A 23256-nucleotide genomic window follows, 5' to 3' on the forward strand; every position below is an offset into this window, starting at 1 on the left:
ATTATAGTTTTTCAAAATTAATTTTGTCAATATATTTGTGAGCAGATTCAGAATGAGAGAGTTCTTTTTTTGCTACTTTATCAAGAATCCCATTAATAAAGGCAGCACTTTCTTTTGTGGAATATTTTTTTGCTATCTCCACTGCTTCATTTATTGTGACCTGATAGGGTATATCATGACGAAATAATATTTCATAAATTGAAAATCTTAAAATATTTTTGTCAATCGGTATAATTCTTTCTAAATGCCATTTTTCAGTATATTTTTGAATTGTTTTATCAATAACATCAATGTTTTCAATTGTTCCTTCTATCAATTGATTTGCAAATGTTTTTATATCATGATCCTGTTCTTCATTATTTCTTTCCCAGAATTTTTCAATTTCTTCCTGCAATAAATTATAATCACACATTTTCCTTGTATTTTCATTCATTTCACAGGCATATAAAAATTGTAAAACATATTCCCTTGCTTTTCTTCTCTTCATTTTTACCTGATTTCTAAGGCTATTTCAACTCTTCCATAACTCTTGCCATTTCAATGGCTACCATAGCTGCATCCCATCCTTTATTCCCTGATTTTGAACCAGCTCTTTCTATTGCCTGTTCAATAGTATCAGCTGTAATTACTCCGAATGAAACAGGAATACCTGTTTCTAATCCAACAAGGGCAATTCCTTTTGATACTTCAGCAGCGATGTAGTCAAAATGAGGAGTTGCACCTCTGATCAATGTGCCAAGACAGACAATTGCATGGAATTTACCAGTTTGAGCTAATTTTTTTGCAATTATGGGAATTTCAAATGAACCAGGAACTCTCACAATCTCAATGTCTGTCTGCTGTGCTCCGTGCCTTATTAAAGCATCAATAGCACCTTCAAGAAGGCGTGAAGTAATAAATTCATTGAATCTGCTTACAACGATTCCAAATTTTAGTCCCTGCGCATCAAGTTTTCCTTCAATAATTTTCATGTTTTCCTCCTATGGATAGAATAATTCAAATCTTCTCATTCTAACATTTATTACTAAAGCAATTCCTATAAAATTAGCAACTAATGTTGTTCCACCATAACTCATAAATGGTAAAGGAATTCCTACTACTGGCATGATTCCAAGAGTCATTCCAATATTTATGAAAAAGTATAAAACAAAAATTGAAGTAAAACCTATTGAAAGAAGTTTTCCAAACTCATCCTTAGCAATTATTGAGGTTTTCCAGCATCTGATAAAAAGTGTAAAATAAAGCGTTAAAAGTATGAAGCATCCTATAAATCCCCATTCTTCTGCAAAAATAGGAAAAATAAAGTCAGTATGTCTTTCCGGAAGAAATTTTAAAGGTCCCTGTGTACCTTCAAGAAATCCTTTGCCAAAAAGTCCACCAGAGCCTACTGTAATTACTGATTGCATAATGTTGTAACCAATTCCTTTTGGATCTATGCTCGGGTCAATAAAAGCAATTAATCTATTTTTCTGATATTCCTTCAGTCCTTCCCACAAAATTTCCCATAAAAAAAATATTGAAATAATAAATATAAAAAGAAGAAGAATAAGCAATCTTACAGGAAGCCCTTTATAAATAATCATTATAAATGTAATTGCAAAAAGCAACACTGCTGTTCCAAGGTCAGGCTGTTTAATAATTAGCGAAAATGGTATTATTCCAAAAATGAGTAATGCCTTCAGAGTATCCTTTATTGATAGAGGAGATTGTTTGTCTTCCAGAAAGGCTGAAATACTTATGATAAAGATTATTTTAAATACTTCTGAAGGCTGAAATGAAAAAAATCCAAGATTTATCCACCTTTTTGCACCCATTGCTGTTTTACCTGTAAAAAGAACAATAATAAGAAGTAAAATTCCTATTATATAAAAGATTAGCCAGAAATTTTTTAGCTTGATATAGTCAAAGGTTACAAAAGCAATCAAAGTTAATGTGGCTATTGCAAGCCATATTAATTGTTTAACATAAAAAGGAGGTTGTTCTCCCTCATCAAGAGGTGGTCTTGTGGCACTATAAAGTGTTAATATACCGAGAATGCATATAAAAAAAACTATAGCAAAAGTAATCCAGTCAAAATAGCTAATCAGCCTTCTATCAATTTTTAACATTTAGTTGCCTCTTTTTAAGAATGTATCCTTCAAGAATGTTTTTTGCTACAGGTGCTGCAACAGCTCCTCCACTTCCTCCATGTTCAACAATTAAGGAAAAAGCCATTTCAGGATCGTCCGTTGGAGCAAATCCAATAAACCATGCATGGTGTTCAATATTTTTATATGATACTTTTTCTTTCAATTTTTTGCTAATTACCTGAACTGTTCCTGTTTTGCCGCCAAACTTTATAATATAAGAACGAGCTCCTGAAGCTGTTCCTTCTGGTTCATTTACCACTGCTGATAATGCTTTTTTAATTATTTCAAGATTTTTAGGATTAAGATTCAAATTTTCCTTTTTAGCCTCATTACCTCTGATTATGTAAGGAGTCACCTTGACCCCTTCATTTACTATTATAGCCATAACTCGAGCCATCTGCAGTGGAGTTACTTTCAAAAATCCCTGTCCAATGGAAGTATTAAATGTATCTCCTAAAAACCATGAAGCTTTTTTGTCATTTTTTTTCCATTCATCATCTGGAACTAATCCTGCTTTTTCATCTGAATTAAATCCTGTAGGACTACCCAGACCTAACAAGGTAGCATATTTATGTATTTTCTTTATTCCGAGAATTCTGCCAAGTTCATAAAAATAAACATCACAAGATTCAACAAGAGCTTTTCTGAGGTTGACAGGCCCATGTCCTCCTTTTTTCCAGCATCCAAATGTCCAGGCTCCAAAACTTATACCTCCAGTGCAGTTTACCAGTACTTTATCAGGAGTTATAACTCCTTCTTCAAGTCCAGCCAGTGCAGTAATTACTTTGAAGGTTGACCCAGGAGCATACAATCCTTGAATTACCCTGTTAAGCAAAGGATTTTGTGGATTATTTATTAATTCATTCCAGTAATGTTGTGGAACACCCTCTACAAATATATTTGGATCAAAGGATGGAGAACTCACTAATGCTAATATTTCTCCTGTATCGGGTTTTATTGCAACAAAAGCTCCTGTTAGAGTTTCCAGAGATTTGTAGGCTGACTCCTGAAGTAAAGCATCAATTGTTAAATAAATATCTTCACCTTTTACAGGAGGTGATTCTTTTATGAGTCTCAATTCCCTGCCCAGAGCGTCAACCTCTACGATTTTTTCTCCAGGAGTTCCCCTTAGTTTGTCATCAAATATTTTTTCCAATCCTGTTTGTCCTACCATGAAATAGGAAGGCAAATTTTTATATTGGAGGTTATCTTTTATTTGTTCTTCAGTGATTTTACCGAGATATCCTAATAAATGAGCTGTTGCAGGACCAAAGGGATAGTGCCTTTTTATTTCTGTTTCTATTATTAAGCCTGGCAGTTCTGAACGCCTTGCTTCCAGCATGGCAATTTCTTTAAATGTCAAATCTTCCTTTATTCTAATAGGCATATAAATACTTTCATATTTCTTACTGAGCTTTTTTTCTATTTCTTCTGCTGATAGGTTAAGAATTTTAGCTAAAATATTTATGTCAACTTTATATGCATATTCAGGAGAAATTGAAACAGCAAAAGAAGGAATATTTTCAACCAGCGGTATGCCATTTCTATCATAAATAATTCCCCGTGGAGCAGGTATTTTTATTATTCTAATTCTATTTTGTTCAGCAAGTTTTTTATACTTCTCTGTATTAAGTATCTGAAGTTGCCAGAGCCTTAGCAGAATTATAATAAATATTAAAAAAATCATAGTGGCAAATATATAGTCCTTTTTTCTCATGGCTTTCTCCAACTCAAGAGCAAACCTATTGGCACATTGATAAGTCCTTTTATAAATAAAGCTTTAAAAAGTTGAAGATTTACACTAAAATTAAAAAAATATATCATAATCGAACTATAGATAACCTCGTCTATTAAGGTAAAAATGAAAATGACCAAAGCTTTGAAAGTTTCAGTCCAGTGAAAAAAGAGTTGCCTGACCAGGATAATTAATAAAACACCTGTAATTGTTTTAGATATGATTGCAGGACCAACTATTCCTTGAAAAAGATCTTCTACTGCCCCAACAGTTACAAAAAATAACACAGGTAAAGTTTCTGAAGGTGCGATTTTTTTTTGTTCTACCTTTGGGAAAAAATAATGTATAACAAAAAGATAAATCAATAAAAAGGAGAAATTGAAATTTATGTTGCCAATTGTAAAAGCCTGTTCAACAAAAAAGGTAAAAAATATGAATATGAACCATTTAATTACAAATTTCATGTTAAACTTTTGATTATCGCCACTTCTTCGATTTTTGAATCTGACTGATATGGAATAACTTCTATATTTTGGAAAAATCCTTTTTTGCTAATTTTTTTTACTACTCCCACTTTAATTCCTTCAGGAAAAATGCCATCTGTTCCAGAGGTAATTAATCTGTCTCCAACCATTATATCTTCTTCTAAAGGAATATATTTAAGAGCACACAGACTTGTCCCTGTCCCGCTTACTATACCTTCTGAGCGAGTTCTTTCAACTCTAACAGCAACAGAAAAGTTTGGATCAGTCAGCAAAAGTATTTCTGAAAAATTCGAAGAGGTAAAAATCACCTTTCCTACTAATCCATTTAGTGTTATTGCAGGCATTCCTGTCTTTATCCCGTGGTTAGCTCCTTTATTTATCCAGATAGTTTTAAGGAATTTATTTGATCCAGCTCGTATTACTTTGGCTATTGTTACGATTTCTTTATTTTTTTCTTTCAGATTTAGTAGTTCTTTTAGTCTTTGATTTTCTAAAATAAGCTCATTATAAGATTTCTGTTCTAAAGTCATTTGATATAGTTTTTCTTTTAATTTTCTATTTTCTTCTTTGAGATATAAAATCTCAGAAAAAAAATTTTTTAAAGATTGCACAGGTGAAATGATAGGCGAAAAATCAATTTTACCAAAACTGATTAGCCCCCTAGATTGGTAGCTTACAAGAAAAAAAGATATTACACATATGCCAATTATAATTAAAGTTGTTGTTTTTTTTATCATCAGTTAACATTAAGAGAAACTCTTTTGAGAAGGTCAAGCTTGTCAAGCATTGCACCGCATCCTTTAACAACAGCCTTTAGCGGATCTTCAGGAATTATCACAGGGACTCCTGTATGTTCTCTTATAAGGATATCTAATCCTCTCAATAAAGCTCCTCCACCAGCCAGAACTATTCCTTTGTCTGCTATATCAGAGGCAAGCTCAGGAGGTGTGTTTTCTAAGGTAACTTTTATTGTATCAAGAATAATAGATATAGGCTCCTGTAAAGCTTCTCTGATTTCTTCCTCAGTAACAGTTATTGCTTTTGGAATTCCTGTTATTAAGTCTCTTCCTTTAATTTCCATTGTTCTGTCAGAATTCATAGGATAAGCACTACCAATATTTATTTTAATTAGTTCAGCAGTTCTTTCTCCTATCATTAAGTTATATTTTCTTTTGATGTAGGCTATTATTGCTTCATCCATTTTATCTCCCCCGACCTTTACTGCCTTTGAACAGACAATGCCATCAAGAGAAATTACAGCAACATCTGTGGTTCCACCTCCTATGTCAACTATCATATTGCCAGAAGGTTCACCTACAGGAAGTCCAACTCCTATTGCTGCAGCCATAGGTTCTTCTATAAGATAAACTTCTCTGGCACCTGAAGCAATTGCAGCATCTTTAACAGCTCTTTGTTCAACCTGAGTTATACCTGAAGGCACTCCAATTATAATTCTTGGTGAAATAAAACATTTTCTATTATGAGCTTTTGTAATAAAATACTTAAGCATTTGTCCTGTTGCGTCAAAATCAGCTATAACGCCATCTTTAAGAGGTTTTATTGTGATAATATTGGATGGAGTTTTACCCATCATTTCTTTTGCCTCAGTGCCAACAGCAACCACTTTCTTGCTGTCTCTTCTTACAACAACAACGGAGGGTTCATCGCATACAATTCCTCTACCTTTTACATAAACCAGAGTATTTGCTGTTCCGAGGTCAATTGCCAGGTCATTAGAAAATTTTCCTACTATTTTTTGAAGAAACACCATTGTCCTCCCTGATATAGATTTAATTATTATTTTAAAATATTTTAGATTTATTCTTCTATGACTGAAGTTTTAGCCATGTAATCACCTAATCTTTTAGCATCTGGATCACCGACAATAAGTGTAAATTCAAAGGCAAACAATGCAACGCAAATTATCCAGCCAATAATTGGTATCAGTAAAAAAAATACTGATAAAGCTAAAGGTAAATTTCTAACTATGGAGTCTCTAAAATCTGCTTTACTCTGTCTGTCTGTGTTAATAACTTTCAGCCTTAAAAATTTTTTTCCAATACTGCAACCTTTAAATAAACCATCACTTATTAGTAAATAAAAAATTCCTATAAAAAATCCTCCTTCATGAAAAATTTTCCACAGGGCTGCAATAATCAGTAAGTCAATTAACTTAGCAATGCTCCTGAAAAAAATATTACCATGTTTTGATTGATTATTAATCATTTTTATTGTTCTATTTTTATTTTAAATATTCTATAATATATTAGCACTTGCCTCTTTTTAATATAAACAATTATGATAGGATACAATAAAATTTGTTGATAAAGCAAAATGTGAAAATAGAAATTTACAGAGGAGGGTAAAATGGGTAATAAAATTGTAAGGGTGAGTTGTTGGTTGAATTTTATTATTTTTTTGTTATTTTTTTATTGTATATCATTAACTCATGCAGAAATTATTGCTAAACCAGGAACTTTTGATCATTTTCAGTTTGATGTCCCGGATGTATTGACAGCTGGTAATGAATATAAAATATTTATCATAGCATTTGATGCCTTTGGTAATCCTGTTACCATGCCTGCTGAAAGCCTTAAAGAATATAAATTAACTGTAACAGGCTCAGCTATGATATCACCTTCTCAATTTAAGTCAAGTGAAATAACTCAGTCAGGTCTGGCAATTAGATTTAAGGATGAGAAGGCAGAAGAAGTTGTGATTTCACTTTATGAAATTAATAGTCCTTTCCCCATTATTGAAAAAAAGATAAAAATTCTGCCAGCAGAGATATCTAATCTTAATATAAAAGTGCCTGCTTCAGCAAAAGCTGGTAGTGATTTTGAAGTATGGATTTCAGGTAAAGATCGTTTTGGTAATGTTGTTTGTAAAGATTTTGAACCTAAGGATTTGAATTTATTTTTTAAGGGTGATGTGTCTCCTCAGATAAAAGAAATTCAGTATATACCTGAAAGCTGTAATGTGAGAGTAAAACTTTTTTCAGAAAAAATTGGAATTTTCCAAATTGAAGCAGATTTATTGAATAAAAAAATCACAGGTAAAAGTGAAAAAATAGAGATTTTAAATGGTCCTGTAAATTCTTTTATTGTTAATGCACCTGAAAGCGCTGTTGTTAATGAACCTTTTGATATAACCATATTGGCTATTGATAAATTCAATAATTTTGTTAAAGATTTTGCAACACAAAAAGAAAAAATAATAATAGAAGCACAAGGCAAAGGTTATATCTTCCCTTCTGAGTTATCATCTTATGCCTTTTCAGATGGAAAAGCTAAAATTAGCCTTCGCTATGATAGAGCTGAGGATATAAAAATAGTAGTTAAAGTTGCCAATGACAGTTCAATAAGAGGAGAAAGTGGTGTTGTAAAAATTGTTCCACCGAAAGTAAAAAGATTTGAAATCATATCACCTGAGACAATTATTGCAGGGCAGAAATTCAAAATAAAAATTATTGCTTATAATCATCTTGACAAAGTTATGTCCAATTACAATTTGTATGGCAGTACAGTTATATTAAAATCATCAGGTTCAGGTACTCTTACTCCTAATAAAGTTCCTCCATCAGAATTTATTAATGGAGTTGCTACTGTTGAAGTGATGTATGATAGGGCAGAAAAATTTAATATCTTTGCAACAACAGAAGAAAAAGAGATTCCTTCAAGGGAAATTAAAATTGCTGAAGAAAAGAAAATAGAAAAACCAAAGAAAAAAATAGTTGAAAAAAGAGAAGTAAAAAAAGCAAAAACTAAAAAAAGAATTGTCAGTAAAGATCAGATTTTAGAACTTAAAAATATCTCTCTTGTTGAAACAAAAAATAGTTCCTCCATCACTCTTTTTATACCAAATGTGGATAAATACGGTGGATATTATCCAAAAACAAAAAAAGAAGGAAAAATTATGTCAGTTTCATTAGAAGTTTATCCTGTTAAAAATAAGTTAGAAGCACCGATAAAAATTGAATCAGATTTTATAAAGGAAGTTTCTTTATCTGAAAAAGAAAACAAAATTATACTCAATATAACCCTTAAAAAGCCTCTTAAATATCGTATTACAAAGAAAAAAGATGAACTTCTTGTAGAGTTTAGGAGACCTTAATGGGTTTATTTGACAAACTCAAGGAAAAATTAAGCAAGACAAAGCAACATATTGTTGAAAAAATTGAGGCTGTTGTTCCAGTAGGTAAAAAAATTGATGAAACAACAATAGAAGAAATAGAGGAGATTTTAATATCCTCTGATGTTGGTATACAGGCAACAGAACAAATTACATCTATTCTAAGAAAAAAAGTAAAAGAAGGAGCATTAAAAGACTACAGCGATCTCAAATCTCTACTTAAAAATGAGCTTTATAAAATTCTTGAAAACGGAACCAGTCTAAATTTATCCTCAAAACCTGCAGTAATCATGGTTGTTGGAGTAAATGGAGTTGGAAAAACTACAACTATTGGGAAGCTGGGTTATAAATTCATAAGTGAAGGTAAATCTGTTGTTTTTGCTGCTGCAGATACCTTTAGAGCTGCAGCTATACAACAGCTTGAAATATGGGCAAACAGAGTAGGAGCTGATATTGTCAAACATAAAAGTGGTGCAGACCCAGCTGCTGTTGTTTTTGATGCAGTGCAGCATGCCAGAGCAAAAAAAAAGGACATAGTGATTATAGATACAGCAGGAAGACTTCATACAAAGCAACCATTAATGGAAGAGTTAAAAAAAATCAACAGAGTTATAAAAAAATCAATTCCTGAAGCACCCCATGAAATTTTGCTCATATTAGATGCTACAACAGGGCAGAATGCTATTAAACAGGCTCAACTTTTTAATGAAGCTATAGGATTAACAGGAGTTGTAGTAACAAAACTTGATGGAACAGCAAAAGGTGGCGTTATTTTCGCAATAAAGAAGGAAATAGGCATTCCTGTTAAATTAATCGGTATAGGCGAAGGAATTGATGATTTAAAGGAGTTTAACCCTAAAGAGTTTGTTGAAGCTTTGTTTGATTAAATTGCGGGGAGAGGATTTGAACCTCTGACCTTCGGGTTATGAGCCCGACGAGCTACCAGACTGCTCCACCCCGCGATAATTTTAATATACCTTAAATAAACATGGTTTGTCAAATGCAGATTGTAATTGCTTCAAGAAATAAAAAAAAGACAGAAGAGTTAGGGAGAATTCTTAAAGATCTTAATATAGAACTTCTTTCAATTAACGATTTTCCAGAACTTGAAGAAGTTGTAGAAGATGGACTAACTTTTCAGGAAAACGCTTTAAAAAAAGCACGATATGTATGCCAGAAAACAGGCTTGCCTGCTTTGGCTGATGATTCAGGTCTTGTGGTTGATGCATTAGGAGGTGCTCCAGGAGTAAGGTCAGCGAGATATGCAGGAGAAAATGCAACTGATGAGGATAATATTAAAAAACTTTTAAAAGAATTAGAAGGAATTCCTCTGGAAGAAAGGACTGCTCAATTTGTATGTTGCATTGCTCTGGTTTTTCCGAATTCAAAAGAATATTTATTTTGGGGTTATGTGAAAGGTAAAATTACAGAGACTCCAAAAGGAAGCTATGGTTTTGGATACGATCCCGTTTTCATACCTGAAGGCAGTTCAGTAACTTTTGCTCAGATGTTACCTCATGAAAAGGACAAAATAAGTCATCGCAAAGAGGCACTTGACAAATTAATAGAATTTTTGATAAAACTAACGACAAATTTATAAGGAAAACTTATTGCAAAATTATAAAATTTAAGTTGCTTTTTAAGCAATAATAGGTTAAATTATAAACCAAAAGTTAATTTTAATCTCAAAAGGAGGAAAAAGTGAGATTAGTATTCTTAGGTGCTCCAGGAGCAGGAAAAGGAACGCAGGCAAAAAAATTGGTGGAAAAATACGGAATTCCTCAGATATCAACGGGAGATCTTTTAAGAGCAGCAGTTGCTCAAGGAACGCCTCTTGGAAAGGAAGCAAAGGCATACATGGATAAAGGTGAGCTTGTTCCAGATTCAGTTGTTCTCGGGATGGTAAAGGAAAGGCTTGCACAAGATGATTGCAAAAAAGGTTTTATTCTTGATGGCTTTCCAAGAAATGTTGCTCAGGCTGAAGCCCTTGACAAGATGCTTGCTGAAATGAACATTCCGTTAGATTTAGCACTCAACCTTGATGTTCCTTTTGATGATTTAATGAAAAGGCTTACAGGTAGAAGAACTTGTAAGTCCTGTGGGCAGATGTACAATATCTATTTCTCTCCACCAAAAGTTGATGGCAAGTGTGACAAATGTGGTGGAGAGCTTTTTCAGAGAGATGATGATAAAGAGGAAACTATTAGAAAAAGACTTGAAGTTTACAGGGCTCAAACAGAACCATTAATTGATTACTATTCAAAAAAAGGAATTCTTAAAACTGTATCAGGCACAGGTAGCATAGATGAGATATTTAGCAGTATCTGTGCAATCTTAGAAAAAATTAAATAAGGAGGGAAAGGTATGCCAGATGTAAGAATTAAAACACTGCCACCGCCACATGGTGGAAAACTTGTGGAGAGAGTTGTTCGTGACCCTGAGATGGCAAGAAAACTAATGGAGAAGTGCTCTGCAGTTTATGACATTAAGCCAACCCTTTTTAAGGGCAATCCTGTAAGAAATGTTTACAGGGAAATAATGTCTGTATGTTATGGATTTTTCAGCCCTGTTGAAGGCTCAATGACAAAGGCTGACTTGGAAAGTGTTCTTGAAAAGAGAAGACTTACCAGCGGTTGGGTTTTCCCCTATCCAATTCTTTTTGACATTTCAGAGGAAGACTTTAAAAAGCTTAAAGTTGGACCAGGTGATTGGCTTCTCTTGAGACTTAAGGGAGAACCCTTTGCAATTCTTGAAATTGAAGAAGTTTATGAAATCGTGCCAGGTGATGTTGCTGTAAGAACCTTTGGAACACCTGAGAAAAATCCTGAGGTTGTAAAATTTCCCTTTGACCAGAAGCACACTGGGTATAATATTTACTGCTCATTAAATCCTATTATTCTTGCTGGAAAATACACAATAATAAATGAACCAAAAATCAGACCACCATTTGACAGATTCTGGTATCCACCAAAGAGAGCAAGAGAAGAGTTTGAGAAAAGGGGATGGACCACTGTTATAGCACATCAGACAAGAAATGTCCCCCATACAGGTCATGAAGCATTGATGAAAAATGCAGCATATATCGGTGATATAGAACCTTCTCATGGTATTGTTGTCAATGCAATAGTTGGTGCAAAAAGAATTGGAGATTTTCCTGATGAAGCAATCGTTGAAGGCCATGAAATGATTCATCTTGCTGGCTATATTAAACCTGAGCGTCATCTTGTAACCTTTACACTATGGGATATGAGATATGGAAATCCAATTGAATCTCTCATTCATGCAGTAATCAGACAGAATATGGGAATTTCCTTCCATATGTTTGGAAGAGACCATGCTGCATTGGGTGAGTATTATGATATTTACGCAACTCAAATTCTATGGTCTAAAGGTATTCCAAGCTTTGGTTTTGATGCTCCACCATATGCAGTGGAAGGTGGATTTTATATAAGGCCTCAGAACATTGCAGAATTCTGGTATTGTCCAAAATGCCTTGAATTTGCATATTCTGGTAATTGTAATCATAAGGGTATATACTCAAGATACTCTGGAAGCTTTATCAGAGGACTTATAAACGAAGGCGTAACACCACCACCACAGATTTATAGACCTGAAGTTTACAAGGTTGTTGTAAAATGGTGGCAGAAATTTGGATATCCATTTAATAATGAGAAGTATCTAAAAGAGAGGGAAGAAAGACTTGAGGTTGATCTCCCTCATATGGAACTCCCAGCTCACTTAAAAAAATAAAGGAGGTGAAAGATGGCTAAGTATTTTGGCGTAATAATTGATGAAAAAAGATTGGCAGCTATAAAGGGAACTCCCTTAGAGGAAAAAGTTGAGCCAATTTTTGGTGGAGCATTAAAGCGTCTTGTGATTGAGGTTTCTGATGAACTCGGGCAGAAAGTTATTGAGCAGTTTTCAAAAGCAAGATTTGATGCAAGAGGATTTATTGAAGAGACTCCTGCTGCATTCAAAAGATTAGTATTTAAGAAAATTGTAGAGAAAAAATCTTTGGGTCCAGAGGTAATAGAGGCTGCTGTTGCTGAGATCCCTTCAATTAAAGAAGAAATTGCAAAAGAAGACAGAGAGCTTCCAGTTCCCGATATTGACATAAGTGATATACTGGAACTACAAAAGAATCCAGTACAAAAACCAGCATAATAAAACAAAAAAGGAGGTTAAGCTATGCCAAGTTTTGTAATTCAAGAGAAGTGTGATGGTTGTAAAGCACAGGACAAAACTGCATGTCAGTACATTTGTCCTAATGACCTTATGGTTTTGGACAGAGAGAAGATGAAGGCTTACAATCAGGAGCCTGACCAGTGCTGGGAGTGCTACAACTGCGTAAAGATTTGCCCTCAGCAGGCAATTGAAATAAGAGGTTATGCAGACTTTTGTCCTCTCGGTGCAAGCGTTATTCCAATGAGAGGTCAGGACGCAATTATGTGGACAATTAAATTTAGAAATGGCTCTATTAAAAGATTCAAATTCCCGATCAGACTTACACCAGAGGGTTATTGGAATGCTGACAATATCTATGCAGGACTTCCTGAGCCTGATTATTCAAAAATTAAACAACCTGGCTACTTTAATTATGAAGCCAGAAAAGAATAACTAAAAAGGAGGGATAACATGGAAAAAGAGACTTGCACATTTTCATACTGTCAGAGACCAGATGTTGTTGAGATTGAAACAGATTTTCTAATCATTGGTGGTGGAATGGCTGCTTGTGGTGCTGCATTTGAAGCTTGTAGATGGGCAACACCAAAGGGGATTAAAGTAACACTTGTTGACAAAGCAGCAATGGATCGTTCTGGTGCAGTTGCAATGGGTCTTAGCGCTATTAACACCTACATTGGTGAAAATAAAGTCGTTGACTATGTAAAATATGTTCGTGCAGACCTGATGGGAATTATCAGAGAAGACCTTGTGTATGACCTTGGCAGACATGTTGATGATTCTGTTCATATGTTTGAGGAATGGGGTCTTCCAATCTGGAAAAAAAGCGATGATGGTTGGTCGCTTGATGGATTCCAGGCAAGAGACCAGGGCAAACCAAAGCTTAAAGATGGTGGAGTTCCATGCCGTTCAGGTAAATGGCAGATAATGATCAATGGGGAATCATATAAGGTTATAGTTGCAGAGGCTGCTAAAGCTGCCCTTGAATTTAACAGAAAAGCAACTGGACAGGCTCAGAATATATATGAGAGAGTATTTATAGTTAAACTTCTTAAAGATGCAAAAGAGCCTAACAGAGTAGCAGGTGCAGTTGGCTTTAGCGTAAGAGAAAACAAAATTTATCTCTTCAAAGCAAAGGCTATTCTTGCAGCCTGCGGTGGTGCAGTTAATGTTTTCAGACCAAGATCAACCAGAGAAGGAATGGGAAGAGCATGGTATCCAGTATGGAACTCTGGTTCTGGATATTACCTTGGTATTACTGTTGGTGCTGAATTGACAATGATGGAAAATAGATTCGTTCCTGCAAGATTCAAAGATGGATATGGTCCAGTTGGTGCATGGTTCCTCTTCTTTAAAGCAAAGGCAAGCGACTCCCTTGGAAATGACTACTGCGCTAAGGATACTCCAGAATTTCAGGATGCTGTGAAGAAATATGGAAAATGGGCAGAGGCTTTAGGAACTGCTATTAGAAACCATCTGATGATGCAGGCTATGAAACAGGGTAGAGGACCTATTCTTATGAATACCCACACTGCAATGCAGGAACTTGCAAAGCAGATGGATGCAAAGAGACTCAAACACCTTGAAGCAGAAGCATGGGAAGACTTCCTTGACATGTGCATTGGTCAGGCAGGATTGTGGGCAGCCTATAATGTAGAGCCTGAGAAGGTTCCATCTGAAATTATGCCAACAGAGCCTTATCTCCTTGGCTCACATGCTGGCTGTGCAGGATTCTGGGTAAGCGGACCTGGTGACATCCCCGGTGCACCAGCAGAGTGGTTCTGGGGCTATAATAGAATGAGCACAGTTAATGGTCTTTTCATGGCTGGTGATATTGTTGGTGCATCAGGACATAAGTTCTCCTCAGGTTCACATGCAGAGGGAAGAATTGCTGCAAAAGCAGCAATTGCCTTCATACTTGATAATTCAGGATACACACCAACAATAGCAGAAGATCCAAATGCTCTGGCAGCAGAGCTGTATCTGCCATTTGAGCTTTATGAAAAATATAAGACCTACTCAACAGATCCAAAAGTTAATCCATACTACATCAAGCCCGATATGTATCAGGCAAGACTCCAGAAGATTGCTGATGAGTACTTTGGTGGAGTTGGAACATGGTATATGACCTCTAAGACAATGATTGAGGAAGGTCTTAGGAAGCTTCAGGTTCTCAAAGAGGATGCTTCAAGACTGGCTGCAGCAAATCTCCATGAGCTTCTCCGTTGCTGGGAGAATGTACACAGAACACTCTCACTTGAAGCTCATGCAAGACACATTCTATTTAGAGAAGAATCCCGTTATCCTGGCTATTACTACAGAGGAGACTTTGACTTTGTTGATGATAACAACTGGCGTGCTTTTGTCAACTCAGTTTATGATCCAGCTACTGATACATTTACACTTAAGAAAGTCCCATACGTCCAGATATTCCCAGACTAATACAGAGTCAGATTTGGGAGGGGATTATCCCCCTCCCTTTAATTTTAAACATTGAAAAGAGATGATTATAAAAATTCGTAATGCAGTCAAAGCTGTATTACGAATTTTTGTGTTTAAGAATTTATTTAAAGGAGGCTACCGATGAGCGCTGAAACAAACCGCATCTTGGTAATTGGTGGAGGATTCAGTGGGTTAACTGCAGGTATTGAGGCTGCCGAGACAGGAGCAGAGGTTATAATTGTTGAGAAAAATCCTTATCTCGGCGGAAGAGTTACTCAGTTGAATAAATACTTTCCAAAAATCTGTCCACCAATGTGTGGTCTTGAGATTAATTTCAGGCGTATAAAAGTTAATCCAGCAGTAACATTCTACACCATGGCAGAGGTTACATCAATTAGTGGTGGACCAGGAGATTATACAGTAACAATAAAATTGAATCCTCGTTATGTAAATGAAAACTGTACAGCCTGCAATGCCTGTGCAGAAGTTTGTCCAGCTGAAAGAGATAATGATTTCAACTTTGGATTGAACAAGACTAAAGCTATTTATCTGCCGTTTGAACAGGCTTTTCCTCTTAGATATGTCATTGACAGAACAGCATGTCCAAAGGATTGTGCAGCTCCCTGTGTGGATGCCTGTAAATATAATGCAATAGACCTTAATATGCAACCTCAGACAATTGAAATTAAAGTTAACTCAATAATTGTCGCAACAGGTTGGAAGCCTTATGATGCTTCAAAGATAGATAATCTCGGATTTGGAAAGGTTAAAAATGTTATAACAAACATGATGCTTGAAAGACTCGCTTCTAAAAATGGGCCTACCCAGGGACAGATTTTAAGACCATCTGATGGAAAGCCTGTTGAGAGTGTTGCCTTTGTTCAATGCGCTGGAAGCAGAGACGAAAATCATCTTCCCTTCTGTTCATACATCTGCTGTCTTGCTTCTCTGAAGCACACGCTGTATATAAAAGAGCAAAATCCTGATGCTGAGGTTACAATCTTTTACATTGACATAAGAACTCCGGGCAGATATGAAAAGTTTTTCAATCAAGTTAAAGAACAAACAGGAGTTAATCTTATCAAAGGAAAAGTTGCTGAAGTCCAGCAGGATAAGGATTCAGATGATGTTATTGTAACTGCAGAAGATATGCTCAGTGGAGAAAAAATCAGGAAAAAAGTAGATATGGTAGTTCTTGCCACAGGAATGCAGCCAGAGGGCTTTGAAATAAAAATTCCAGGGCTCAAGTACGCAATAGATGGATTTGTGGTTGACTCTGACGGCTTATATTCTGCAGGTTGTGCAAAAGCTCCAATGGATGTAGCAGGTTGTGGAAAGGATGCCACAGCTGCAGCCCTCAAGGCAATTCAGACTGGAGTAAGGAGGTAATCTATGGAAAAGAAAATAGGACTATATATCTGCAAAGGCTGTGGTATAGGTGAAGTAATTAACACGGAAAAGATTGTAAATATAGCAAAAAATGCATTAAGAGTTCCAGTAGTAGCTGAGCATGATGTTTTATGCAGCAAAGAAGGTATTAAATTAATAAAACAAGACATTGCTGAGCAGGGAGTAAACAGCATCGTTATAGCAGGATGCTCTCCAAGAGTTAAAACCTATGAATTTACCTTTCCTGGTTGCTTTGTAGAGAGAGTTCCTCTTAGGGAGCTTGCTGTCTGGGCAATAGAGGATGATGCTGAAAAACAGCTTGCAGCGGAAGATTACATTAAAATGGGAGTTATAAAGGCTCAAAAAGGAGATATTCCAGAGCCCTACATTATTGAAATTGCTAAATCAATTCTCGTAGTAGGTGGTGGAATCTCAGGAATGACAGCAGCGATAGAGGCAGCTCGTGCTGGATATGATGTTGTTCTTGTTGAAAAGGAGGCTGAGCTTGGAGGTTTTGCAAGAAAACTTTACAAAAGAGTGCCAACAGATGATTTTACAAAGGGAGTTCTCGGAGATGTTAATCTTGAGCCACTTATAAACGAAGTTACATCAAATCCAAAAATAAAGGTTTATACATCGTCAAAAATTGAAAGAATTGATGGACAACCCGGTGATTTTGATGTAACCATTCTTAAAGGAGACTCTACAGAAACCATTAAAATTGGTGCTATAATTCAGGCAACAGGATGGAAACCCTATGATGCTAAAAAACTTGCCAAGAAATATGGATACGGTAAGTTCAAGGATGTAGTCACTAATTTTGAGTTTGAAGAAATTGCAAAAAATAACAATGGTGTAATCAAGAGACCTTCTGATCACAGAGTTGTTAAATCTGTTCTTTTTGTTCAGTGTGCAGGGCAGAGAGACCCTGAGCATATTCCATATTGTTCAGGAATGTGCTGTGCTACAACACTTAAGCAGGCAAGATATGTTACAGATGGTAATCCTGACGCTATAGCAATGGTTATTTACAAAGATATTCGTACTCCAGGAAAGCTTGAATATTATTACAAAGAAGCTCAGAATACACCTGGAGTTATGCTTGCCAAAGGAGAAGTTACAGGAATTAGAGAAGAATGGGATAAATTGATTGTTACTGTGGAAGACTCTTTAATTGGCGAAAAAGCTGAAATAGAAGCAGAAATGGTTGTTCTTGCCACTGGAATGGTCCCAACAACAAAAGAACCGCAGGATTATCTTATTGGACTCGCAGAGGCTGCAGCAAAAGGTGATGAAGCAAAGGCAAAATATATTGAGACAACCAAAAAACCGGAATTCATTCTTAATCTTGGATATCGTCAAGGACCTGAACTTCCTTTCCTTGAGGGTGGATTTGGTTTTGTTGATTCTAATTTTATCTGCTTCCAGTATGAAACCCGTAGGACAGGTATATACGCGGTTGGACCAGTGCGTCAACCTATGAATATGGCTGAATCTCAGGAAGATGCCCGTGGTGCTGTATTAAAAGCAATTCAATGCATTGAACATGTTGCAAAGGGAATGGCTGTTCATCCAAGAGCATGGGATACTTCTTATCCAGAACCAAATCTTTCAAAGTGTACAGCATGCAAGCGCTGCACAGAGGAGTGCCCCTTTGGTGCAATTGATGAGGATGAAAAAGGCATTCCATTCTATAAACCAAACAGATGCCGTAGATGCGGGACTTGTATGGGTGCATGTCCAGAAAGAATAGTTTCATTCAAAGACTACAGCGTGGATATGATTGGTTCAATGCTTAAGAATGTTTCTGTACCGAGTGAAGATGAAAGACCTCGTATTATAGTGCTTTGCTGTGAAAATGACGCATTTCCTGCAATAGAGACAGCAGCATTTCACAGACTCAAACTTGACCCTGCATTGAGATTTATTCAACTAAGGTGCCTCGGCTCTATGAACCTTGTCTGGATTGCTGATGCTCTTTCAAGAGGTGTGGACGGAATGTTACTGCTCGGATGTAAATTTGGCGAAAACTATCAGTGTCATTTTGCAAAAGGCAGTGAGCTTGCCAAATACAGACTTGGTAAGGTTCAGGAGACTCTTGACAGACTTCAACTTGAATCAGACCGAGTTCAGATGTATGAGGTAGCAATTGATGAGTACTGGAGAATTCCTGATATAGTAAATGAATTTATGGAGAAAATTAGACAAATCGGTCCTAATCCATTTAAGGGCTTCTAAGGAGGAAAGATATGGATACAATAAAACCAGATTTACAGTTTGCAAAAGAGATTATAAAAGCAGGCGGAGAATCTTTGAAAAAGTGTTATCAGTGCTCGACATGCACTGTTGTATGCCCGCTCTCACCTGATAAAGCACCTTTTCCAAGAAAAGAGATGCTTTATGCTCAGTGGGGGATTAAGGAAAAACTTTTCCAGAATCCTGATATATGGCTTTGCCATCATTGTGGTGACTGCACAGCCTACTGTCCAAGAGGAGCTAAACCTGGCGAGGTTTTAGGTGCTGTAAGAAAGCTCATGATACAAAACTATTCTCCACCTAAGTTTCTTGCAAAATGGGTATCAGATCCTAAGTATATTTTGCTCATATTCCTTATTCCATTGCTTTTCTTTCTCGGTGAAATGGCAGTTCTGGGTTACTTCAGTGGAGCAGAGATTCCAAGAGGGGAGAATGGCGAGATGTCCTATGTGGCTTTTTTGCCTGCAGTTCCATGGATTGATGTTCCTTTTATGGCATTGGCAGCTTTTGCAATAATTTGCTTTTACAATGGCGTTAAGCGATACTGGCTTGACCTTGCACAAGGAACGGAGATTAAGCGCAAGGATATATACGGATGCATATGGGAAACCATAAAAGACATACTCCTTCATAAGAAATTTCAACTCTGCGGTGTAAATAAAGGAAGATATACAGCTCATATTCTTGTTCTTTATGCCTTTATCGGACTTGCTATAACAACTGGTATAGCTGCTTTTTATGAATGGGTGCTGAGATGGGAGTCTCCCTATCCGCAGACAAACATTGTGAAGATTATCGGAAATATAAGTGGAATCGCGCTTATTATAGGAATGTTCCTTGTGATTGTAAACAGAAGTAAAAATTCGGCAAAACAGGGACTCGGAAGCTATTTTGATTGGCTACTTATTACGATAATTGCTGGAGTGGGTGTTACAGGATTTCTTGCTGAAATTCTGAGACTTGCTGATGTAGAAACTCTTGGATATGCCTCATACATTGCTCATCTTGTATTTGTATTTGTTCTTTTTGCATATGCACCTCACTCAAAGATGGCACATATGGTTTACAGAGCAACTGCAATGGTTTTTGCAAAAGCATCATTGAGAGAGGAAGCTTCCCTAAGGCAGGAAGAAGCAGCATAGAGAAAGGGCGGCTTATGCCGCCCTTAAATTTTTATTTTTCAAAAACGAGTTTCTCACTAACAGGTCCAAGAAGTGTTATTGAAAAATCTTTTTCTTTTAAAATTGATGCCATATCCCTCACTTCATTAAATGTAACTGATTCGAATTGCTTTATTTGCTGCTGAAGAGTATAATACTGTCCAAAATATAGCTCCTGATAGGCTAAATTGTGCATTACTGAGCTTGGAGATTCCTGAGAAAAAATAATTTGCGATATTGTCTGAGTTTTTGCCCTTTTAAATTCTTCCTTTTTCAAGTTTTCAGGAATTTTTTTTAATATTTTAAAGATTGTTTCCACTATTCTATTTATTTTTTTAGGTTCACAGGCAGTATAAACTCCAAATAAACCTGTATCATGATAAAAGGAAGTAAAAGAATAGATATTATAAACCCAGCCTCTTTTTTCTCTTATTTCCTGAAATAGTCTTGAGCTGACGCTTCCACCAACAATACAGTTAAGCAGAATTAAAGCATATCTGTGAGGACTGTTGAAAGGGAAAGTCTCTGTTCCCATACATAAATGGATTTCGTTTAAGTCTTTTTCATGGATTTTAATACATGGAGAAAAAAGGGAATTACTATTTATCACGACATTTTTAAAAATTCTGGGTTTGATGTTTTTCTCAAGGCTTTCAATTAATCTTTTTTCATCAAAACTTCCTGCGCAGCTTATAATAGAGTTTCCGTAAAACTCATTATAACGGTCAACAATATCTTTTCTGGTTATTGTTAATACTGCTTCCTCTCTGCCAAGAATAGGTTGTCCAAGTCCATCTGGGAATGAGTTTTCCATAAAAAGATCATGAACAAGCTCATCTGGTGTATCATTTATTGTTCGGATTTCGTCAAGAATAACAGAACGTTCTTTTTCTATTTCTTCCTCAGGAAAAAGGGGATTTGAATAAATATCTCCAATAAGTTCTATTGCCTGAGGCATGTAAGTATCAAGAACTTTTATATAAATTGAAGTAAACTCTCTTGAAGTAAAGGCATTTATATCTCCTCCCAGAGTATCAATTTCAAGAGATATTCTGTGCGCATCCCTCTTTGGAGTTCCTTGAAAGAAAAGATGTTCTATGAAATGGGATAATCCATTTTTTGAAGAAGGTTCATGTCTGGAGCCATGTTTTATCCATACTCCAAGCACAAAAGATCTGTAGCCTTTCATTTCATTCATTAATACAGGGATGTTGGAGGACAGATAGGTTTTTTTAATCATAAAGATTAATTTTTTGCGATAGTTCTGGCTTCAATTTCTCTTAAAGCCTCTTTTCTGCTCAGGCGAACCCTTCCAAGTTCGTCAATTTCAATTACTTTTACAGGAATCTCATCTCCCACTTTTAGTACTTCAGATACTTTATGAATTCTTTTATCAGCAATTTGAGATATATGTAGTAATCCTTCAACTCCTGGCATTATTTCAACAAAAGCTCCAAAATCTGCTATTCTTGTTACTTTACCCATGTAAATTCTTCCCAGTTCTGCTTCCTGAGTAATTCCTTTAATGATCTCAATGGCTCGTAGAGCTGAAGCTTCTTGGGAAGATGCAATTTTGATAATTCCCTCTTTATCTTCAATGTCTATTTTTACCCCTGTTTCTTCTATAATGCTTTTAATTACCCTTCCTCCTGTGCCAATTATATCTCTAATTTTTTCAGGTTTGACCTGTATTTTATATATTCTTGGAGCATATGGAGAAAGCTCTTTTGGCTGACTGATGGTTTCATACATTTTTTCGAGAATAAATAATCTTGCATGCTTTGCCTGCCCTAAAGCTTTTTTAAATATTTCATAATCTATGCCAGGAATCTTCACATCCATCTGAAAGGCTGTTATACCTTTTTCAGTTCCTGCTACTTTGAAATCCATATCACCATAATGGTCTTCCATCCCGAGTATGTCAGTAAGTATCACAACTTCATCGTCCTCTTTAATGAGGCCCATCGCAACCCCTGCTACATGAGCTTTTATTGGAACTCCTGCATCCATCAAAGAAAGACTTGCTCCGCATACAGTTGCCATTGAGGATGAACCATTTGATTCAAGAATGTCTGATACAACTCTTATGGTATATGGAAATTCGTCCTTAGAAGGAATTACATACTGTAGAGCTCTCTCTGCAAGATATCCATGACCAATTTCTCTTCTTCCAGGTGCTCGTAAGGGCTTAACTTCTCCTACACTGAATGGCAAGAAATTATAATGAAGCATAAATGTTTTAAATATTTCTCCTTCAAGAGAATCAACTTTTTGTTCATCTTCTGAAGTGCCAAGAGTTGTTGCAACAAGTGCCTGTGTTTCTCCTCTTGTAAATAAAGCAGAACCATGAACTCTTGGTAATATTCCCACCATGCATGTAATTGGTCTTATTTCATCAGGTTTTCTACCATCCACTCTCAGTCCTTTTTTTACAATTCTCTGGCGCATAATTTTTTTTACTACTTTATCAAAGGCACTACTAATCTTGAGGAAATCTATCTCTTCTGTACTTAAATTTTGTATGCATTCATTAAGTAGTTCCTCAAGCGCCTGCTGTCTTTCAAGCTTTTTTTGTAGAAATAAGGCATTTTCAATTTTTCCTGAAATGATATTTAAAATGGCTTCTTTGAGATTTTCATCTTCTTGGGCTTTAATTTCTCTTTTTGATTTTCCTGCTAAAAGAGCAAGTTTTTTCTGGATAGCGATTGTTTCTTTTATATGAGTGTGAGCAAACTTTAAAGCTTCTATTAGAATTTCTTCAGAACACTCTTGAGCGCTACCTTCAACCATGGTAACAGCTTCTTCTGTGCCTGCAACCACAAGATTGAGGCTGCTTTTTTCAGATTCTTCATTGTCAGGATTTAAAACAAACTTTTCTCCAATTAGACCAACTCTCACAGCTCCCACAGGTCCATTAAATGGAATATCAGATATAGTCAAAGCAGCTGAAATTCCAATTATACTTAGAATATCCGCAATGTTTTCATCTCCATAAGAAAGAACAGAGGCAATTCCCTGGGTTTCATAATTAAATCCTTCAGGGAAAAGAGGCCTTATAGGCCTGTCAATCAGACGGGAAACCAGAATTTCTCTATCCGTTGGTTTACCTTCTCTTTTAAAAAAACCTCCTGGAATTTTACCTGCAGAATAGGCTTTTTCCTGATAGTCAATGGTTAGTGGAACAAAATCTACTCCTTCATTAGGAGTTTTTTCAGCAACTATAGTACATAATACATATGTATCACCATATTTTACTAAAACTGAGCCATTTGTTTGTTTTGCAAAAACGCCTGTCTGTAAAATAAGTTTTTTCCCTTTAATATCCAGTTCTACTTCCATGTCCCCTC

The 23256-nt window shown here is 35.8% G+C and carries 21 protein-coding genes and 1 tRNA gene; 11 read left to right on the forward strand and 11 right to left on the reverse strand.

The annotated features are described in order from the left end of the window. Position 1: 1 nt before the first annotated feature. The 8 genes from nusB to V4D31_RS02135 form a co-directional block, all read right to left on the reverse strand. Positions 2–487, reverse strand: a complete 486-nt coding sequence (nusB, locus tag V4D31_RS02100; protein ID WP_353686598.1) for a transcription antitermination factor NusB — start codon at positions 485–487, stop codon at positions 2–4. A gap of 19 nt (positions 488–506) precedes the next feature. Next, positions 507–971, reverse strand: a complete 465-nt coding sequence (ribE, locus tag V4D31_RS02105; protein ID WP_353686599.1) for a 6,7-dimethyl-8-ribityllumazine synthase — start codon at positions 969–971, stop codon at positions 507–509. Between the two features lie 9 nt (positions 972–980). Continuing rightward, the gene (rodA, locus tag V4D31_RS02110) at positions 981–2108 is read right to left on the reverse strand and encodes a rod shape-determining protein RodA (protein ID WP_353686600.1); all 1128 of its coding nucleotides are present in this window, start codon (positions 2106–2108) and stop codon (positions 981–983) included. Continuing rightward, on the reverse strand, positions 2095–3846 hold the full coding sequence (mrdA, locus tag V4D31_RS02115) for a penicillin-binding protein 2 (protein ID WP_353686601.1): 1752 nt from the start codon (positions 3844–3846) through the stop codon (positions 2095–2097). The genes rodA and mrdA overlap by 14 nt, the downstream gene beginning before the upstream one ends. Beyond that, entirely contained in the window at positions 3843–4229 is a 387-nt protein-coding gene (locus V4D31_RS02120) for a hypothetical protein (protein ID WP_353686602.1), read from the reverse strand. The genes mrdA and V4D31_RS02120 overlap by 4 nt, the downstream gene beginning before the upstream one ends. Positions 4230–4324: 95 nt before the next feature. Continuing rightward, positions 4325–5086, reverse strand: a complete 762-nt coding sequence (gene mreC / locus V4D31_RS02125) for a rod shape-determining protein MreC (protein ID WP_353686603.1) — start codon at positions 5084–5086, stop codon at positions 4325–4327. Beyond that, positions 5086–6120, reverse strand: coding sequence for a rod shape-determining protein (locus V4D31_RS02130; protein WP_353686604.1), 1035 nt, complete (start codon positions 6118–6120; stop codon positions 5086–5088). Before V4D31_RS02130 ends, mreC begins: the two co-directional genes overlap by 1 nt. 47 nt (positions 6121–6167) lie before the next feature. Beyond that, positions 6168–6575, reverse strand: coding sequence for an RDD family protein (locus V4D31_RS02135; RefSeq protein WP_353686605.1), 408 nt, complete (start codon positions 6573–6575; stop codon positions 6168–6170). A gap of 141 nt (positions 6576–6716) precedes the next feature. Between V4D31_RS02135 and V4D31_RS02140 the strand changes: the two genes are divergently transcribed. Both V4D31_RS02140 and ftsY read left to right on the forward strand, forming a co-directional pair. Beyond that, positions 6717–8462, forward strand: coding sequence for a hypothetical protein (locus tag V4D31_RS02140; protein ID WP_353686606.1), 1746 nt, complete (start codon positions 6717–6719; stop codon positions 8460–8462). Next, on the forward strand, positions 8462–9367 hold the full coding sequence (ftsY, locus tag V4D31_RS02145) for a signal recognition particle-docking protein FtsY (RefSeq protein WP_353686607.1): 906 nt from the start codon (positions 8462–8464) through the stop codon (positions 9365–9367). Before V4D31_RS02140 ends, ftsY begins: the two co-directional genes overlap by 1 nt. 1 nt (position 9368) lies before the next feature. Here the strand turns inward: ftsY and V4D31_RS02150 are convergent. Next, a tRNA-Met gene (locus tag V4D31_RS02150) sits at positions 9369–9442 on the reverse strand. 38 nt (positions 9443–9480) lie between these two features. Between V4D31_RS02150 and V4D31_RS02155 the strand changes: the two genes are divergently transcribed. The 9 genes from V4D31_RS02155 (at position 9481) to qmoC (ending at position 19891) form a co-directional block, all read left to right on the forward strand. Next, the gene (locus tag V4D31_RS02155) at positions 9481–10080 is read left to right on the forward strand and encodes an XTP/dITP diphosphatase (RefSeq protein WP_353686608.1); all 600 of its coding nucleotides are present in this window, start codon (positions 9481–9483) and stop codon (positions 10078–10080) included. A 101-nt stretch (positions 10081–10181) separates the two neighbouring features. Further along, a complete protein-coding gene (locus V4D31_RS02160) occupies positions 10182–10832 on the forward strand; it encodes an adenylate kinase (RefSeq protein WP_353686609.1) in 651 nt (216 codons plus the stop codon). A gap of 12 nt (positions 10833–10844) precedes the next feature. After that, complete coding sequence (sat, locus tag V4D31_RS02165) at positions 10845–12230, forward strand: sulfate adenylyltransferase (RefSeq protein WP_353686610.1); 1386 nt, start codon at positions 10845–10847, stop codon at positions 12228–12230. A 12-nt stretch (positions 12231–12242) separates the two neighbouring features. Then, positions 12243–12644, forward strand: a complete 402-nt coding sequence (locus V4D31_RS02170; RefSeq protein WP_353686611.1) for a hypothetical protein — start codon at positions 12243–12245, stop codon at positions 12642–12644. A 24-nt stretch (positions 12645–12668) separates the two neighbouring features. Further along, positions 12669–13097, forward strand: coding sequence for an adenylyl-sulfate reductase subunit beta (aprB, locus tag V4D31_RS02175; protein ID WP_353686612.1), 429 nt, complete (start codon positions 12669–12671; stop codon positions 13095–13097). A gap of 18 nt (positions 13098–13115) precedes the next feature. Beyond that, positions 13116–15104 carry an adenylyl-sulfate reductase subunit alpha gene (gene aprA / locus V4D31_RS02180; protein WP_353686613.1) on the forward strand — a complete coding sequence of 663 codons (1989 nt, stop codon included), beginning with the start codon at positions 13116–13118 and terminating at the stop codon, positions 15102–15104. A gap of 141 nt (positions 15105–15245) precedes the next feature. Further along, positions 15246–16493, forward strand: a complete 1248-nt coding sequence (locus V4D31_RS02185) for a CoB--CoM heterodisulfide reductase iron-sulfur subunit A family protein (RefSeq protein WP_353686614.1) — start codon at positions 15246–15248, stop codon at positions 16491–16493. A 3-nt stretch (positions 16494–16496) separates the two neighbouring features. Beyond that, positions 16497–18731: an FAD-dependent oxidoreductase gene (locus tag V4D31_RS02190; protein WP_353686615.1), complete on the forward strand. Its 2235-nt coding sequence runs from the start codon at positions 16497–16499 to the stop codon at positions 18729–18731. 11 nt (positions 18732–18742) lie between these two features. Next, positions 18743–19891: a quinone-interacting membrane-bound oxidoreductase complex subunit QmoC gene (gene qmoC / locus V4D31_RS02195; protein ID WP_353686616.1), complete on the forward strand. Its 1149-nt coding sequence runs from the start codon at positions 18743–18745 to the stop codon at positions 19889–19891. Between the two features lie 31 nt (positions 19892–19922). On the opposite strand, the gene V4D31_RS02200 is transcribed toward qmoC, so the two are convergent. Next, positions 19923–21098, reverse strand: a complete 1176-nt coding sequence (locus tag V4D31_RS02200) for a pitrilysin family protein (RefSeq protein WP_353686617.1) — start codon at positions 21096–21098, stop codon at positions 19923–19925. 56 nt (positions 21099–21154) lie between these two features. Beyond that, positions 21155–23248, reverse strand: coding sequence for a polyribonucleotide nucleotidyltransferase (gene pnp, locus V4D31_RS02205; RefSeq protein WP_353686618.1), 2094 nt, complete (start codon positions 23246–23248; stop codon positions 21155–21157). Positions 23249–23256: the final 8 nt, after the last annotated feature.

This window comes from Thermodesulfovibrio sp. 3462-1 (genome assembly GCF_040451425.1).
Classification (GTDB): Bacteria; Nitrospirota; Thermodesulfovibrionia; order Thermodesulfovibrionales; family Thermodesulfovibrionaceae; genus Thermodesulfovibrio; species Thermodesulfovibrio obliviosus.

Excerpts from the sequence above, each read along its gene's own strand:
- rodA (WP_353686600.1), bottom strand. The coding sequence starts at position 2,108 with ATGTTAAAAATTGATAGAAGGCTGATTAGCTATTTTGACTGGATTACT.
- sat (WP_353686610.1), top strand. The coding sequence starts at position 10,845 with ATGCCAGATGTAAGAATTAAAACACTGCCACCGCCACATGGTGGAAAA.
- V4D31_RS02190 (WP_353686615.1), top strand. The coding sequence starts at position 16,497 with ATGGAAAAGAAAATAGGACTATATATCTGCAAAGGCTGTGGTATAGGT.
- V4D31_RS02200 (WP_353686617.1), bottom strand. The coding sequence starts at position 21,098 with ATGAAAGGCTACAGATCTTTTGTGCTTGGAGTATGGATAAAACATGGC.
- mrdA (WP_353686601.1), bottom strand. The coding sequence starts at position 3,846 with ATGAGAAAAAAGGACTATATATTTGCCACTATGATTTTTTTAATATTT.
- pnp (WP_353686618.1), bottom strand. The coding sequence starts at position 23,248 with ATGGAAGTAGAACTGGATATTAAAGGGAAAAAACTTATTTTACAGACA.
- aprA (WP_353686613.1), top strand. The coding sequence starts at position 13,116 with ATGGAAAAAGAGACTTGCACATTTTCATACTGTCAGAGACCAGATGTT.
- nusB (WP_353686598.1), bottom strand. The coding sequence starts at position 487 with ATGAAGAGAAGAAAAGCAAGGGAATATGTTTTACAATTTTTATATGCC.
- V4D31_RS02130 (WP_353686604.1), bottom strand. The coding sequence starts at position 6,120 with ATGGTGTTTCTTCAAAAAATAGTAGGAAAATTTTCTAATGACCTGGCA.
- ribE (WP_353686599.1), bottom strand. The coding sequence starts at position 971 with ATGAAAATTATTGAAGGAAAACTTGATGCGCAGGGACTAAAATTTGGA.
- ftsY (WP_353686607.1), top strand. The coding sequence starts at position 8,462 with ATGGGTTTATTTGACAAACTCAAGGAAAAATTAAGCAAGACAAAGCAA.
- V4D31_RS02170 (WP_353686611.1), top strand. The coding sequence starts at position 12,243 with ATGGCTAAGTATTTTGGCGTAATAATTGATGAAAAAAGATTGGCAGCT.
- mreC (WP_353686603.1), bottom strand. The coding sequence starts at position 5,086 with ATGATAAAAAAAACAACAACTTTAATTATAATTGGCATATGTGTAATA.
- qmoC (WP_353686616.1), top strand. The coding sequence starts at position 18,743 with ATGGATACAATAAAACCAGATTTACAGTTTGCAAAAGAGATTATAAAA.
- V4D31_RS02140 (WP_353686606.1), top strand. The coding sequence starts at position 6,717 with ATGGGTAATAAAATTGTAAGGGTGAGTTGTTGGTTGAATTTTATTATT.
- V4D31_RS02135 (WP_353686605.1), bottom strand. The coding sequence starts at position 6,575 with ATGATTAATAATCAATCAAAACATGGTAATATTTTTTTCAGGAGCATT.
- V4D31_RS02155 (WP_353686608.1), top strand. The coding sequence starts at position 9,481 with ATGCAGATTGTAATTGCTTCAAGAAATAAAAAAAAGACAGAAGAGTTA.
- aprB (WP_353686612.1), top strand. The coding sequence starts at position 12,669 with ATGCCAAGTTTTGTAATTCAAGAGAAGTGTGATGGTTGTAAAGCACAG.
- V4D31_RS02185 (WP_353686614.1), top strand. The coding sequence starts at position 15,246 with ATGAGCGCTGAAACAAACCGCATCTTGGTAATTGGTGGAGGATTCAGT.